General features: G+C 62.3%; 16 protein-coding genes. 2 read left to right on the forward strand and 14 right to left on the reverse strand.

From position 1 onward, the window contains the following. Positions 1-23: 23 nt before the first annotated feature. The 12 genes from HBO23_RS18450 to HBO23_RS18505 are packed head-to-tail and all read right to left on the reverse strand — an operon-like array spanning position 24 to position 10,910. Complete coding sequence (locus tag HBO23_RS18450) at positions 24-2,336, reverse strand: MMPL family transporter (protein ID WP_170039063.1); 2,313 nt, start codon at positions 2,334-2,336, stop codon at positions 24-26. Next, a complete protein-coding gene (locus HBO23_RS18455) occupies positions 2,326-3,021 on the reverse strand; it encodes an outer membrane lipoprotein carrier protein LolA (protein ID WP_170039065.1) in 696 nt (231 codons plus the stop codon). The genes HBO23_RS18450 and HBO23_RS18455 overlap by 11 nt, the downstream gene beginning before the upstream one ends. Further along, positions 3,018-3,443, reverse strand: a complete 426-nt coding sequence (locus HBO23_RS18460) for an acyl-CoA thioesterase (protein ID WP_058422380.1) — start codon at positions 3,441-3,443, stop codon at positions 3,018-3,020. Before HBO23_RS18460 ends, HBO23_RS18455 begins: the two co-directional genes overlap by 4 nt. Beyond that, entirely contained in the window at positions 3,436-4,977 is a 1,542-nt protein-coding gene (locus HBO23_RS18465) for an aromatic amino acid ammonia-lyase (RefSeq protein WP_099548062.1), read from the reverse strand. Before HBO23_RS18465 ends, HBO23_RS18460 begins: the two co-directional genes overlap by 8 nt. Next, positions 4,961-5,896: a glycosyl transferase gene (locus HBO23_RS18470; protein ID WP_170039067.1), complete on the reverse strand. Its 936-nt coding sequence runs from the start codon at positions 5,894-5,896 to the stop codon at positions 4,961-4,963. The genes HBO23_RS18465 and HBO23_RS18470 overlap by 17 nt, the downstream gene beginning before the upstream one ends. Next, positions 5,893-6,627, reverse strand: a complete 735-nt coding sequence (locus tag HBO23_RS18475) for a glycosyltransferase family 2 protein (RefSeq protein ID WP_017138545.1) — start codon at positions 6,625-6,627, stop codon at positions 5,893-5,895. The genes HBO23_RS18470 and HBO23_RS18475 overlap by 4 nt, the downstream gene beginning before the upstream one ends. Positions 6,628-6,682: 55 nt before the next feature. Further along, positions 6,683-8,353, reverse strand: a complete 1,671-nt coding sequence (locus HBO23_RS18480; protein WP_170039069.1) for an acyl-CoA synthetase family protein — start codon at positions 8,351-8,353, stop codon at positions 6,683-6,685. Beyond that, complete coding sequence (locus HBO23_RS18485) at positions 8,350-8,895, reverse strand: membrane protein (protein WP_017138543.1); 546 nt, start codon at positions 8,893-8,895, stop codon at positions 8,350-8,352. The genes HBO23_RS18480 and HBO23_RS18485 overlap by 4 nt, the downstream gene beginning before the upstream one ends. Continuing rightward, complete coding sequence (locus HBO23_RS18490) at positions 8,892-9,146, reverse strand: acyl carrier protein (RefSeq protein ID WP_003187949.1); 255 nt, start codon at positions 9,144-9,146, stop codon at positions 8,892-8,894. Before HBO23_RS18490 ends, HBO23_RS18485 begins: the two co-directional genes overlap by 4 nt. Before the next feature lie 9 nt (positions 9,147-9,155). Continuing rightward, entirely contained in the window at positions 9,156-9,425 is a 270-nt protein-coding gene (locus HBO23_RS18495) for a phosphopantetheine-binding protein (protein WP_017138542.1), read from the reverse strand. Continuing rightward, positions 9,403-10,215 (reverse strand): lysophospholipid acyltransferase family protein, encoded by an 813-nt coding sequence (locus HBO23_RS18500; RefSeq protein WP_017138541.1) that lies wholly within the window; start codon positions 10,213-10,215, stop codon positions 9,403-9,405. Before HBO23_RS18500 ends, HBO23_RS18495 begins: the two co-directional genes overlap by 23 nt. Beyond that, positions 10,191-10,910: a beta-ketoacyl synthase chain length factor gene (locus HBO23_RS18505; RefSeq protein WP_099548064.1), complete on the reverse strand. Its 720-nt coding sequence runs from the start codon at positions 10,908-10,910 to the stop codon at positions 10,191-10,193. The genes HBO23_RS18500 and HBO23_RS18505 overlap by 25 nt, the downstream gene beginning before the upstream one ends. A 317-nt stretch (positions 10,911-11,227) precedes the next feature. On the opposite strand from HBO23_RS18505, the gene HBO23_RS18510 reads away from it, so the two are divergent. Together HBO23_RS18510 and HBO23_RS33680 are read left to right on the forward strand one after the other, a co-directional pair. Further along, positions 11,228-11,998: a ParA family protein gene (locus tag HBO23_RS18510; RefSeq protein ID WP_017138539.1), complete on the forward strand. Its 771-nt coding sequence runs from the start codon at positions 11,228-11,230 to the stop codon at positions 11,996-11,998. 478 nt (positions 11,999-12,476) lie between these two features. After that, complete coding sequence (locus HBO23_RS33680; RefSeq protein WP_346343060.1) at positions 12,477-12,698, forward strand: DUF6124 family protein; 222 nt, start codon at positions 12,477-12,479, stop codon at positions 12,696-12,698. Positions 12,699-12,823: 125 nt separating this feature from the next. Here the strand turns inward: HBO23_RS33680 and trxC are convergent, their stop codons facing one another. Together trxC and selO are read right to left on the reverse strand one after the other, a co-directional pair. Beyond that, the gene (trxC, locus tag HBO23_RS18515; protein WP_017138537.1) at positions 12,824-13,258 is read right to left on the reverse strand and encodes a thioredoxin TrxC; all 435 of its coding nucleotides are present in this window, start codon (positions 13,256-13,258) and stop codon (positions 12,824-12,826) included. Between the two features lie 216 nt (positions 13,259-13,474). Then, positions 13,475-14,938, reverse strand: a complete 1,464-nt coding sequence (gene selO, locus HBO23_RS18525) for a protein adenylyltransferase SelO (RefSeq protein ID WP_170039071.1) — start codon at positions 14,936-14,938, stop codon at positions 13,475-13,477. Positions 14,939-14,976: the final 38 nt, after the last annotated feature.

Consider the following 14,976-nt stretch of genomic DNA (forward strand, 5'->3'; position numbering starts at 1 on the left):
TGCCACTTTGGCGATTAACACATTCATAAGGCGTGCTTCTGATGCCCGGCCCAAGGCGCCAGCATAAAGCTGAACGCCAGGCCGAGGCTGACCGACAGGCCGAAATTGCTCACGGCGGGTGTACTCGACACCGCCAACAGGCCAAACGACAACCAGGTCGTCAGTGCTGCCAGCAGCGTACCTAAAAGACTCACGGCCGCGCCGCCGATCTGCTCGCGCATCAAGATCGCATAGTCGACGCTGATGGCAGTGACCAACAGCAGGCCGAACAGGCTGAACAAGGTCAGCGGCTGGCCCAGCCAACCGAGGCTGGCGAGGCTGCACAGCGCCGCGAGCAGTGGCAGGGCGACGATGCGCAGGGCACCGCCAACACCGAACGGCATAATCAATAACAGCACGATCAGCACACACGACATCAGCTTCAACTCAGCCGCGCTGATCTGCGTGTCGGCAAACACTCGGTTCAAATCACCCAGCCGGTCAACCAGTTGCACGCCGGGTAAGTCCAGCGCTTGCACACGCAACAGCGCCGGGTTGTTCAGGCCTTGCAGGCTGACCATCGCCGCCACGCCGCCGTTTACCGGCCCCAGCCACAAGGTGCGCCAAGGCTCAGCCAATGGGCCAACCAGCGCGGCATCGATGTCTTCGGTGGGCAGCGCTTGCAGTTGCGTGACTTCGGCTTGCAGCGCGCTGGCCGGCACGCCAAGGTCCAGCAGCGGCTGCCAGTGCTGCGCGAGGTTGTTCAGCGCATCACGAAGGTGTTGCTGCTCAGCCGGCAGGCTCACCAGTTGGTTGAGCGCCAGGTAGCCTTGCAGCTTGCCCATGTTCACCAACTGATCCAGGCGTTCGCCCAGGGCGGCCTGGCGTTCCAGCAACTGCTGCTGGTTGTCGGCGCGCACCAGGAAAAACTGGCTGGTGGGCTGGAAACCAGTGATGCGCGCCACGGCCTGCGCTTCTTGCAGCAATTGCGGCGGGGCACCGATCCACTGGCGGATATCATTTTTACTGTTCAAGTGCCACAGGCCGCCCGCGCAAAACAGCAGCAACAGTGCCAGCAGCACCGGGCTTGGCACGCGCTTGAGCAGCGCGGCGCGCAATAGCCACAGGCATTCGGCAATCCGCAGCGGCCACTGTGCCGGGCGCAGCTCCACACCCTTGAGCAGCGCGGGCAGCAGGCACACCGCCGACAGGTAGGCACCGACTAAACCGGCGGAGGAGAACACGGCGATTTGCGTCAGCGCCGGGAACGGCGTCCATGCAAGCGCCAGGTAGCCAATGCAACTGGTCGCCAGGCTCAGGCTCAGCCCTGGCAAGGTCAGGCGCAATGCCGGCCAGCTGCGCCAGGGTTGCAGGCTCCAGCTTTTGGACAGGTAATGCAGCGGGTAATCCACCGCCACGCCGATCAGGCTGGAGCCCAGCACCAGGGTCATCACATGCATATGGCCGAACAGTGCCACACAGGCTACCGCGCCAAACAGCATACCCACCAGCACCGGCACAAACGCCAGCAGCACCCGCCAGCGCCGGAACGCCAGCAACAGCAACAACAGGATGCCCAGCGTGGCGCCACCGCCCACCCAGGTGATTTCCCGCGTGGCCTGTTGCTGCCCGTTGGCGGCGTAAAGCAGGCCGCTGGCAGCGAGCAATTGCGCGCCTTGCTCGCTGGCCTGTTCGCGACTGGCCTGGAGCAGGTCCGCCACTTGCAGCGGCAGTTTCATGTCAAAGGCATTGCCGGTGGTGCGCGCACGCAGCAGCACCCAGCTTTTGCCGTCGGCATCGGCAATCAAGGCGCCGCTGCCGATATCGAGCTGCACCGAACCGTGCTGCGGCTGGCTGTTCTGGATGCGACCGGTAAGGCCCAGCCAGTCGTCCTGGCTCGGCACCAGGCTGAACCCGGTAAACGGGTCGAACAGCGCTTGCACGCGCTGCTGAATGAACGCGTCTGGGTGCTCGATCAGTTGCTCGCGGTCCTTGGCCGAGAGCATCGCCAGCCGACCGCGCAGCAATTGTTCACGCAGGGCGGGCAAGTCGGCTTGCAGGTTCCACTGCACTTTTTCAAACAGGCCGCTGGCCTGCCAGCGTTCGCCCATTTGCTGCGCCACTGCTACGGCTTTTTGCCGATCGGCATGCCCCACCAACACCAGCATTTCGCGGTTCAGCGGTTCCTGCATACGCTGTTCTGCCTTGAGTTCCAGCGCATCCGGCGTGCTGCCCGGCACCAGTTCCATCAGGTTGGCCGACAATGGCGCGCCATGGCGCCACTGCCAGCCGGCCAGCGCCAACACCGCCACCAGCAGGATCAGGAACAGGCGTGGCAGCCAGCGCTCACTGGGCAAAGTCGTGTTGCTCCGATTCGCTCAACGGTTGGCCGGCAGTGCTGTCCTGCATGCGCAGCACGGTGCTGTCGCCCTGGGTTTCGAGCAGTTCGATTGTTTGCACCAGCTCGCCGCCGTCGATATTGATCTGGGTGAATACCTGCTTGAGCAGCAGCGAACGTGGGACCAGCGTCAGCTTCCACTGTTGGGCTTCGCCTTGCAGCTGCAGCTCGAAATCGCGCTGCAAGCCACTGCTGTCGCCTTGGAGTACGGCAAGGAACAGGCGATTCTGCTCGGCACCGGCGCTCTTGTTCGGCAGCAATTGCCAGCCATTGGCGTCACGCCGAGCGATGCCTTGGGCGCTGATGCGGTAGTCCTGTTGCAGCGGGGTTTTCAACAGCCACAGCAGGCCGTGGTCTTTGGCGAGTACGAACGTGCCTTTGCTGACCAGTGGCTGGGGCAGGGCGCGCAGGTGTTTTTCCTGGATGAAGCTGCCGTGGATTACGGCGGGTTTGGCCAGTTGGTCGCTTAGCTGCTGCAGGTCGAAGGCGTGGGCCAGGCCTGGAATACACAACAACAGGATTAGCACAATCCCTGTGGGAGCGGGCTTGCCCGCGATGAACCCGAGGGCGCCGCGTAGTATCAGGCGAAGCGCGTTATCGTTGACGACCATCGCGGGCAAGCCCGCTCCCACATTGGATCTCATTTCAAGGCCCTTTCTACTGCGTTGGTAAAGACTGCGGGCGAGGCCAGCTGCATCTCGCGGCTGGCGATTTCTACCGCCACTTGCACGGTGCTGGCGCGGGTCAGGCGCTCGCCGCTGGCCAGGTCGGTGATCAGGTAGTTCACCTTCAAACGGTTCTCCCATTCCACCAGACTGGCGCGCACGTTGATGGTCTGGCCGAACACTGCGCCGCGCACATAGCGCAGCTGCATGTCGATCACCGGCCAGGCGTAGCCGGATTCGAGCATCGCCGTGTAGTTGTGGCCGAGCTTGTCCAGCAACGCGCAGCGCGCCACTTCCAGGTACTTCACGTAATGCCCGTGCCACACCACGTTCATGGTATCGACATCAAAAAACGGCACGAGGATTTGCGTGTCGCAATGCAAAACGCCCTGGCTACGCATGCAGCCTCCAGTGTTGCTCGGCGATACGTTTGAGGCACAGGCGCAGTTCGCCTTCCAATGCGCGGTCTTCGATCACCGGCGGGAAGTCTTTGGCCAGCTCGATATGCATGGCCGCCAGTGCTGGTGGCAGTGGGCGTGCGTCTTCAGCCTGGGCGCGCAACCACACGCCCTGGTTGGCGGCGAGCAAGGTGGCGGCGGCGACCTGTTCGGTCAGCTCCAGCACGCGGATTGCGTCGCGGGCGGCGATGGTGCCCATGCTCACCTTGTCCTGGTTATGGCATTCGGTGGAGCGCGAGAACACGCTGGCCGGCATGGTGTTTTTCAGCGCTTCGGCGGTCCAGGCGCTGGTGCCGATCTGCACGGCCTTGAAGCCGTGGTTGATCATCGCGCGGTCGGCCGGCGCGCCGGACAGGTTGCTCGGCAGGCCGTGGTTGTAACGCACATCCACCAGCAGCGCGAGCTGACGGTCGAGCAGGTCGGCGACGTTAGCCACCAGGGTCTTGAGGCTGTCCATGGCAAAGGCGATATGCCCGCCGTAGAAGTGCCCGCCGTGAAGCACGCGCTCTTCTTCGGCGTCGATAATCGGGTTGTCGTTGGCACTGTTCAGCTCGATTTCAATGAACGAGCGCAGCCAGTTCAGGCTGTCGGCCAGCACGCCCAGCACATGGGGCGCGCAGCGCAGCGAGTAGCGATCCTGCAAACGATGCAGCGGCGCAGTCGGCGCATCGATCGCCAGGTCCTTGCGCAGCCAGGCGGCCACTTGCATCTGCCCCGGGTGCGGCTTGGCGGCGAACAGGCGCTCGTCGAAGTGTTCCGGGTTGCCTTGCAGCGCTACCACGTTCAATGCGGTGATGCGCGTGGCCAGTTGCAGCAGGTAGTCGGCGCGGGCGAAGGCCAGGCAGGCAAGGCCGGTCATTACGGCGGTGCCGTTCATCAAGGCCAGGGCTTCTTTGGGGCGCAATACCAGCGGCTCCCAACCCAGTTCGCGATGCACGTCGGCAGCCTGGCGGCGTTCGCCACGGAACAGCACTTCGCGTTCACCGGACAGGGTCGCCGCCACGTAGGACAGCGGCGTCAGATCACCGCTGGCGCCCACTGAACCTTCTTCCGGGATCAGCGGCAGCACGTCGTGTTCGAGGAACGCATGCAGGCGCTCCAGCAACTCCACACGCACGCCGGACACGCCGTGGCACAGCGACTGCAAGCGTGCGGCGAGTACGGCGCGGGTGGCCTGTGCGTCGAGCAACTTGCCCAGGCCGCAACCGTGGAAGGTGTAGAGGTGACGCGGCAACGCCTCGACGTGCTGCAACGGCACCGCCACCACGCAGGAGTCGCCGTAGCCGGTAGTCACGCCATAGATCACGCCTTCCTTGTCCAGCAGCGAGTCGAGGAACTGCGCGCCCTTGGCGATGCGCTGGCGATAGGCAGCGTCATCCTGCAATTGCGTGGGCGCCTGACGGTTGGCCAAGGCCAGCACGTCTTCGATTGGCAGGTGGCGTTCGCCAAAAATTACCGGCTCAAGATGCGGGGTCATCGGTCTTCCAGAAAGGGTAAAAGTTGAACCATTGTTGGGGCGCCTCCAGGCAAAACTCGCCCAGGCGTGCGGCGTAGCGGGCGGTCCACTGGGCGATGACGTGTTCGCGGGTGCTGCGCTTCCATTCGATCAATGCGGCGAACGGCTCAATGGTCAGGCGGTAGCGACCATTGTGCTTAAGGCACATCAGCAGGTTGACCGGGCATTTAAGCAAGCCGGCCAGCAGCCACGGGCCTTGGGGGAAGGCGGCGGCATGCCCGAGAAAATCCACGCGCACCTTGCGCCCGCCGTGCAGGGGCACGCGGTCACCGGCAATCGCCAGCCACTCGCCCTCGTCCAGGCGCTGGCTGAGCAACAGCATGGTCGCCGGGTCCAGCTCGCTGACCTGAATCAGGCGCAAATGCGTGGCCCCGGCCTCGCCCAGCAGGCGGTTGAATTGTTCGGCGTGCTTGGTGTGTACCAACACGTTCATGGTGACTTGTTCGCCAATCTCTGCGAGTGCGCGGCACACCTCCAGGTTGCCCAAGTGCGCGCCCACCAGCATCTGGCCGCGCTCGCCGCGTAACTGCCCGCGCAATTGCGCCGGGTCGTTGATTTCGATCTGTTCGATGCGCAGCTTGCCGTTCCACACGTCGAGCTTGTCGAGCAAGGAGTCGGCGAAGGCCATGAACTGCGCGAACACGCTTTTATGGCTGGGCCGCAACGCAGCGCGCCCGCTCCAGTCGGCCAGGCGCTGCTGGTATTGCCAGGCACTTTGGCGCGCTGTGCGGCCGAACAGGAAAAAGTACAAAACGATGCCGTACAGCATCGGGCTCAACAGGCGGCGGCCCAGTACTTTGGCCGCGAACGCGGTGAGTTTCATCAGCCAGAAGCTGCCGCGCTCTTCGCGGTCGGCCCAGTGTTTGGTGCTGTCGCTCATGCCTGCCACCGTCGCCACACAATCATCGGCGCGCGTACCAGCATGCCGAAGAACAGCCGGGTGTGCATGGCGCTGATGCGCACGTTGTCGCGGAACAGGCGGAAGTGTGACACGCCATCGGTAGGGTAATGCACTTGGGTCGGCAGCCAGCGCATCGGCTGGTTGCGCCAGGCCAGGCGTACCAGGATGTCGGAGTCGAAATCCATGCGCGTGCCGATGTACGCCGAATCCATCAAGGCCAGCGTCGGCGCCAGCGGGTACACGCGAAAACCGCACATCGAGTCGCGAATTTGCAGCGACAGGGTGTTGATCCACACCCACACGTGGGTCAGGTAGCGCGCGTAAAGGCGACCTTTGGGCACGCTGTCGTCGTATTCGGGGTAGCCGCAGATCACCGCATTTGGGTGCGTGCGCGAGGCGTCGAGGAAGCTGTCGACTTCGCGCAGGTCGTGCTGGCCGTCGGCGTCTACCTGCAGCGCGTGGGTGTAGCCCAGGCGCGCGGCTTCGCGAAAACCGGCCATGACCGCGCCGCCTTTGCCTTGGTTGTTTGGCAGGGTCAACAAGGTGACGTGATCGAGCGTTGCCAGTTGCGCCAATACCGCCGCGCACGCCGGGCTGCTGCCGTCATCGACCAGCAGGCACGGCAGGCCGCTGTTCAACAGGCTGTGAACCACGGCGGGCACGGCGGCTTCATGGTTGTACACCGGGATGAGGGCGCAGGGGTTATGCATGGCGTACCCAGCCAGCGATTGAACAACCTGTGGCGAGCAGGCTTGCCACAAGAGCTTATGCATGCGCAGCCACCAATTGAATCCGGCCGCTGGAGCAGGCCGCATCGCCGTTGCGGTACGCGAAGTACAGCTTGCCGCGCTCCGGATCGAAGCGCAGGTGCAGTTCAACCTGATCACCAGGGCGCACCAGTTGCTGGAACTTGAGCACTTCCATCCCGGCAAAGGTCGCGGGTAAATCGAGCAGTTGCTGGCCGAGGTTGAAGGCCCATTCCACCTGCACCACGCCGGGCAGCACCGGCGTGACCGGGAAATGGCCGCTGAAGTAGGCCAGGTCCGGCGGGATGCTCAGTTGCACAGTCCATTCGCCGTTGGCTTCGACCTGTTCCAGCACTTCGGGTGCTTTTGGGCGTGGTGCCAGCAGCAATGCCTCTGCGTCAGCCTGGGGCAGTTTGCCTTGGCTGTTCAGCGGCAGCTGGCGCAGCAAACGCCAGCGACGTGGCAGGGCCAGGGCTTCGCAATGTTGGCTTAAATGCTCGCGCAGGGTTTGGGTGACGCTGCGTCGCCCCTGGTTGCGCAGCGCATGCAGGCCCTCGGCGCTCAGCACCACCAGCGCGCCAAGTGAAGCGCGATTTTCCTGCACCACGCCCAGGCGGGTTTCAGCGACCCAGGCGTGGGTCAGCAGTGCCTGTTCGAGCATGGGCAGGGAGATGCGTTTTTCTTCCAGTTTGACGATGCGGTCCAGGCGCCCGAGCAGATCGAAGCGGCCATCGGAATGAATTCGCGCCGCGTCGGCGGTTTGTTCGATATGCCCGGCCGGCAGGTACGGCGAGGCAATGCGCAGGGCGCCGTCGGCATCCTGGCTCAGTTCCACATCGGCAAATGGCTGCCACGGCTGTGCACCCTGGCGCCATGCGATGCCGCCGGTTTCCGAGCTGCCGAGGATTTCCGTCGGCCATTGCTGCAAGCGGTCGTACAGGCTGCCGGCGGCTTCCACTGGCAGCGCGCCGCCGGAGGAGAACACTCGCGACACTTTACTCAGTGCGGGCCAGTCGAGGTTGTCGCCCATGCGCTTGAGCAGTGCGGGGCTGGCGACCCAGGCAAATTGCGCATGTTCGCGGCTGGCGCGCTGCATGTCTTCAGGGAAGGCCAGTTGCTTGCGCACAAAGGTGCGGCCGGCGCACAGCGGCCACAACACCCGGAACAGCAAACCGTAGATATGTTGGGTGGCCACGCTGCCGATGATGCAGGCGTCTTTGAGGCCCGCGCCCCACAGCGCTTCCAGCGCCGCCACTTCGTTGGCCAGTTGGCGCAGGGTCTTGTCGATGCGCTTGGGTTCGCCGCTGGAGCCGGAGGTGCACAGGCTCAATTGGCAGGTGTCGAGGTCGAGCGCGGCAGGGCTCAGTGGCGCCTGATACAGCGCGTCCAGGTCGGCTTCCTCTGTCAGCCAGGCGTCTACGCTGTCGTCCCAGCGTTGGCGGGTCTGCGGTTGCAAGTCGGCAGGCAACAACACGCTGGCTCCGGCCCGCCAGGCGCCCAGCAAAGCAATCGCCAGCACGCCAGCGTCTTCCAGATGCACCGCCAAGCGCTGGATACCGCGCGCCTGCAGGCCCGCCGCGAGGCTCAGGGCCTGCTCGCAGAGTTGGGCGTGATTCATCGCAGGTTCGGTGGTGACCGAACGTTGTTCCAGCGGCTCAAGCAGCAAGTGCTCAAGTTTCAACCCATTCATACGCGGCCTCGAACCCTTTGTCGTACCAGCCATTCCACGGCAAACAGCAGCCCCATCAGCCCGTAGGCGATGAGGCCGTTGTACAACGTCCACCAGCTCAGTGGCGCCCACAGCGTGAGGGCGGCGGCGAGCAAGCCATTACACAGAAAAAACACACTCCACACCACGGTGACCTGGCGCGTGTACACAATTGCTTTGGGCGGCAGCTGCGGGTCGGTCATGCGTGCAAGACGCTCGACCATCGGCGGCCCGTATTTGAGGCTCATGCCGAACAGCGCCAGCATGAACGCGCTGACCAGGCTCGGGTACCAGCGCAGCAACTGCGGGTTGTCGAACCAGGCCAACAGCAGGCAGAACACGATCACCGCTACGGCCATCCAGCGGCTGCCGGGGCGCCGTGCGCCGGTCAGCGCACGCAACAGCCACAGGCTGCCCAGCAGCAAACCGAATTGCCACGGCGCGAAGTGCTCGGTGCCGTAATACACCGCAAAAGGGTACAGCAGCCCCGCCAGCAACAGGCCAAGGCCGATCAGCCGGCTCATGCGGCAGGCTGGACCAGACGGTACACCGCCTCAACCACGTCGTTGACAGTGCGCACCGCCTTGAACTCTTCGGCGGCGATCTTCTTGCCGGTCTGGCGCTTGATATGGTCGATCAGGTCCACGGCATCGATGCTGTCGATTTCCAGGTCCTGGTACAGGTTGGCGTCGAGGGTGACGCGCTCAGGCGGCAGTTCAAACAGTTCCACCAAGGCATCGCGCAGGGTGTTGAAAATATCGTCACGAGTTTGCATGGTCCGGTCTCAAGCTGCCTTTTTAGCCGTGACGAATGCCGCAAGGCTGGCCACGTTGGTGAAGTGATTGCGCGTGTCTTTGGCGTCGGCATCGATCTTGATGCCGTACTTTTTCTGGATCGCCAGGCCCAACTCCAGGGCGTCCACCGAATCCAGGCCCAGGCCTTCGCCGAACAGGGTCTGGTCGCTGCCAATGTCGTCGGGGCTGATGTCTTCCAGGCCCAGGGCCTCGATGATCAGCGCCTTTATGTCGTGCTCAAGGCTGTGTTGGTTGCTCATCTTCGGCGAGCTCCTTAATGAAATAGTGATGCAGGTAATCGTTGAGCTTGCGTGAAGCCTGGGGCGCTGGCCCCAGTGTGGCAAACGCCTGTGGGTCTATATCGGCACCTACGCGCAAACTGAAGTGAAAACGGCGTTTGGGAATGCGATACCAGGGTTCGGCCTTGGTCAGGGTGGTGGGGCTGACCTTGATCACCACCGGGGTGATGATTGTCGCACCGCGCAGCGCAATGGCCGCGCCGCCGCGATGAAAGGCCGGTGCTACGCCGGGCGTGGTGCGTGTGCCCTCGGGAAAGATGATCAGCGTCTGGCCATCGCGCAGCGCATCGGCCGCGGCATCGAGCATATCGGCGCTGCCGTCATTGCTGATGTAACCGGCGTCGCGCACCGGCCCACGGGTGAACGGGTTCTGGAACAGGCTCTGCTTGACCACGCAGTTGGTCTGGCGCATCAGGCCGATCAAAAACACCACGTCGATCAGCGACGGGTGGTTGGCGATGATCATCTGGCCGGGGCGCCCGAGGTTTTCTGCGCCTTCAACGCTGTAGGTCAGCACACCGGCGCGTTGCATCATGCGGATAAACAGCCAGAACAGCTTGCTGATGGTGTGGCGGGCGCGGCGCTGGTGTTTAGCGGCACTGCCTGGCAGGCAACTGAGCAGCGGGAACACCAGCAAACGCAGGCACAGCCCGCCGACACCGAAGCAGAAGAAGCTCGCGGCGGTGGCGAACAGGCGCCAGTAATAGGCGTCCCGTGGCTTGTCGGTCAGGGCTTGCGTTGCCAGTTCCATACACGGTTCTTCCAGGCATGTTGGCAGGTGGCCTGCTCGGTAAGCAGGGTGCGCAGCAGGTTCAGGGCGTGGGGCCACTGGGTTTGAGTGAGTTGGACAGCGCCGCTGTTTAGTTCCAGTTGCCACTCGTCGCCCGGGGTCAGCAGCAGGCCGAGGGCATAAGGGAAGGGCACGTCACGGATCCAGTCGGCGTAAGCCGCAGGCGGTTGTTCTTCGGTGATCACCAGCAACACCGCCGGGGCGCCTTCGTTGAGCAGCGCGGCGGCTTCGAGCATGCCGTGTTCCAGGCCGTCGCCGGCGGCGGCGAGGGCGGTCATTTCGCAGGTCTCATTGCGCAGGATCGACCACAGGCCAATCACCGCGTTATGCACCGACAGGCTGAACTGGGTGGGCGACAGCGGCTCGTCGTTGGCCAGGTCGCTGAGTATATCGAGGGTGCGCGGGGTTTCGCCGTGCCGGGAAACAAACACCAGCGGCAGGTCTTGCCGGCCCTCGGCCAACGGCCAGCCCACGCTGAACGCCATGCGCGCCAGCCGGCTCAGGCGGCGGCGCTGCATGGCGGGCAGGAACGACACGTCGGGTGACGCATCGCTGGCCGGCACTAACACCGGAGCCTGGCACCAGGCGCGCCAGTCGTGCGCAGTCTCAAGGCCCGGAGCCCAGGCGCGCCATTGGTCGATATTGAAAGTGATCACTGAGAAGTTATCCCGCCCCTGCGGGCTTCCATGTGCAGCCGTTGGCCCCGAATACCGGGACAGGGAACAATGGCCGAATGGCGCGCATTATCCCGGTGCCGTGGGGTTCTAGCAAACTTTGGTAAAGAATTGTTCACGGATGAATACAATTTGCCGGAAAAGATTTACAGATTGTCCTTTACCCGTGCGGTGTGTGGATTGTAGGACTCCTCCTTTTGTTCGACAGGTGATGCGCCAGTGCATGGATGAACGAGGTAGCTAACAGGCGCTTTTGCCCTCTACACTCGGACATTCATTGATACACGGAGGTTTTTTCCATGCGGCGTGTGGTGTTCAATCAAAAAGGCGGCGTTGGCAAGTCCAGCATTGCCTGCAACCTGGCGGCGGTGAGCGCCAGTGAAGGCTATCGGACCCTGTTGGTGGACCTCGATGCACAAGCGAACTCAACTCAGTACCTCACAGGGCTGACCGGCGACGATATCCCGATGGGCATTGCCGACTTCTTCAAGCAAACCCTGTCTTCGGGGCCGTTTTCGAAGAAAAACCAGGTGGATATCTACGAAACGCCGTTCGACAACCTGCATGTGATCACCGCGACCGCTGAGCTTGCAGACCTGCAGCCCAAGCTTGAGGCCAAGCACAAGATCAACAAGCTGCGAAAGCTGCTGGATGAGTTGAGCGAAGATTACGACCGGATTTACCTGGATACGCCGCCTGCACTGAATTTTTATGCGGTTTCGGCGTTGATTGCCGCTGATCGCGTGCTTATCCCGTTTGATTGCGACAGCTTCTCGCGCCAGGCGTTGTATGGTCTGTTGCGTGAAATCGAAGAATTGAAGGAAGACCACAACGAAGGCCTTGAAGTGGAAGGCATCGTGGTCAACCAGTTCCAGGCCCGTGCGAGCCTGCCGCAGCAGATGCTGGATGAGTTGATTGCCGAAGGTTTGCCGGTACTGCCGGTGTACCTGGCCAGCTCGGTGCGCATGCGCGAGTCGCACCAGGAGAGCAAGCCGCTGATCCACCTGGACCCACGGCACAAGCTGACGTTGCAGTTTGTGGAGCTGCATAACTTGCTGGAAAATGCCTGATCCCTATAGCAACACAAATCCCCTGTGAACTCATGTGGGAGCTGGCTTGCCTGCGATGCAGACAACTCGGTCTATCAGTTAGACCGAGGTGATGCCATCGCAGGCAAGCCAGCTCCCACATTTGTTTTAGTGTTTCAGCAGGGGGATTTGGATTGTTCCTACGGAGGCTGTAGGAAGGGTCTGGCAAATGGGGTTGTGGGTTGTATCGTTGCCTACAGCTAAGCCAGAATCGCCCGGCTTGTGCGTCTGGATGGGCGTCTCTAAGGTTCTCGGGTCACTGAATGTTCAGTGATCGGGTTTAGTAGCCCGTGGTGAGACGTACAGCAAATCATTGATCAGGACTGTCCTGTATTTGATGGTGGCTGTACGGAGGGCGCTTTCGAGCGCGCCGGTGAGTCTCCCCGGTCTACTAACCTGCGTACAGCTGCCACCCTCCGTTTAGTAGCGGCTGGTTGCGGCTCCTGCTCGGAGACGATTTATTGTTAACCTTTATACAGTTGCACCCAACCTCCCTACCGAAACCCTCGTACTCAACAGCTACGAAACCTTCTCTTCCGTCCGTACGCTGTTACTCAAGCTGTCCAACGACCTCACCGGCGAACACCGCGACGTGGCCCTGGCCATCCATCAATTAAGCGAACTCGGCGTAATGCTGGTCGGCCAGATGATGGACCACGAAACCCCCGTAGCCCGAGCTTAAAACGCGGTCAATGTGGGAGCTGGCTTGCCTGCGATGCAGGCAACTCGGTCTATCAGTCAGACCGAGGTGAGGCCATCGCAGGCAAGCCAGCTCCCACAGTTGACCCCGTTGCTTGAGGGGCTGGTTTACACCCCTTGGCTACGCAACCAACTCATCAACTGCGGCAACGGAAACGCGCCACTCTGGCGCGCCACTTCACGGCCGTTCTTGAACAGAATCAAACTCGGAATCGAGCGAATCCCCAACTGCGCCGACAGCTGCTGATTAGCCTCGCTATCAAGCTTGGCCAATCGGCATTTACCCTCCAACTGCCCAGCCGCCTGCTCAAACACCGGCGCAAACGATTTGCACGGCCCACACCACTCGGCCCACACATCCACCAACAACGGCAGGTCGCCCTTGATCTGGCTGGCGTAGTCGCCTTGTTTCAGCTCGAAGGGCTTGTTCAACAAAACAGGCTGCTTGCAGCGCCCGCATTTAGGCGCATCACCCAAGCGTTCGCCGGGGATGCGGTTGAGGCCGTTGCAATGCGGGCAGGGGATTACAAGAGGTTCGGACATGGTGGGCTCCTAGGACGTGGCCAATGGGTTCAATCTGGAGCCGGCAACGAGGTTTATCAAGACCAGGCGAAAAGGATGAAACACTGATCGTTCCCACGCTCCGCGTGGTAATGCATCCCGTGACGCTCCGCGTCACCCGTGCGCAGATGCACTGCAAAAGGCGGGACGCGGAGCGTCCCAGGCGGCATTCCCACGCGGAGCGTGGGAACGATCATCTTACGACGAGCAACTAATCTCCAAATGCTTGCCCCAGTCCGGTGGCCGCTGGGCGTATTGCTCCATCCCGGCCTGCTCTTCAAAAGGCTTGCTCAGCACCTCATGCAGCCGCCGCGCTTCGCTGTAGTCGCCTGACTCGGCAGCCGCGATGGCGTTTTGCGCCAGATAGTTGCGCAGGATGTACAGCGGGTTAACTGCGTGCATGCGTTCACGGCGCTGTGCCTCGCTGTAATCGCCATCCCGTGCGACGCGAGCCTTGTATTGATCAGCCCAGGCATCAAACCCGGCCAGGTCGACAAAGTCATCGCGCAAGCGCGCCACGGCCAGTGCCGCAGACTCATCACCCAGACGGCGGAAGAACAGCGTGTAGTCCACGCCGCTGTTCTGCATCAGTTTCAGCAAGCGTTCCACCAGTGGCTGGTCAGCGTCTTCAGCCGTGGTGAGCCCCAAGCGTCGACGCATCAGGTCCAGGTAGTGCGCCTGATACAGCGGCAGATACAGCCCAAGGGCTTCTTTTAAGGCATCCACACTGATAAACGGCGTCAGCGCCTGGGCCAGCGCGCTCAGGTTCCACTGCCCGATCGGCACTTGGTTGCTGAAGGAGTAGCGCCCTTCATGGTCCGAATGGTTGCAGATGAAGTGCGCGTCAAAATCATCCAGAAACGCAAACGGCCCGAAGTCGAAGGTGATGCCCAGGATCGACATATTGTCGGTGTTCATCACGCCGTGGCAGAAGCCATAGGCCTGCCATTTGGCGATCATTTCGGCATTGCGCTCGACGATTTCGCGGAACATCGCCAGGTACGGTTCGGGCTGTTCGCGGCACTCGGGGTAGTGCAGATTCAACACGTGCTCGGCCAATTCGGCCTGCTGCTCGGGCTTCTTGGTGTAGTAGAAGTATTCGAAATGCCCGAAGCGGATATGGCTGTGAGCCAAGCGCAATACCATGGCGCCGTGCTCTTGTTTCTCGCGCCATACCGGCGTGTCGGAGCCAATCACGCAGAGGGCGCGGCTGCTGGGAATACCCAAGGCATGCAGGGCTTCGGAAGCGAGAAACTCACGAATCGAAGAGCGCAGCACCGCACGCCCATCGCCCATGCGCGAATACGGCGTCATCCCGGCGCCCTTGAGGTGCAAGTCCCAATGCTCGCCGGCCTGGTTGTACACCTCACCCAGCAACAACCCGCGGCCATCGCCCAGTTGCGGGGTATAGCCGCCGAACTGGTGCCCGGAATAGACCATTGCCCGCGGTTCTGCTTCGGCCCACAGTTTGTGCCCGCCAAACAGCTCGGCAAATACCGGCGTTTCGGCCACGGTCGGGTCGAGGTCGAGCAAGGCCATGGCGGCGTCGCTCGCCACCACAAGGCGCGGCGCGTCGAGGGGCTCAGGCAGTACGTGGGTTGAAAACGCGTCGCCCAGGCGTGCGAAGCGGTTGTCGAAGGTCAGTTCGTCGAGGGCTTTCACCGGCCATCTCCAGCAGAATGTCCGAGCATTCTGCTGGG

It is taken from the genome of Pseudomonas sp. WS 5532, assembly GCF_012985445.1.
GTDB lineage: Bacteria > Pseudomonadota > Gammaproteobacteria > Pseudomonadales > Pseudomonadaceae > Aquipseudomonas > Aquipseudomonas edaphica.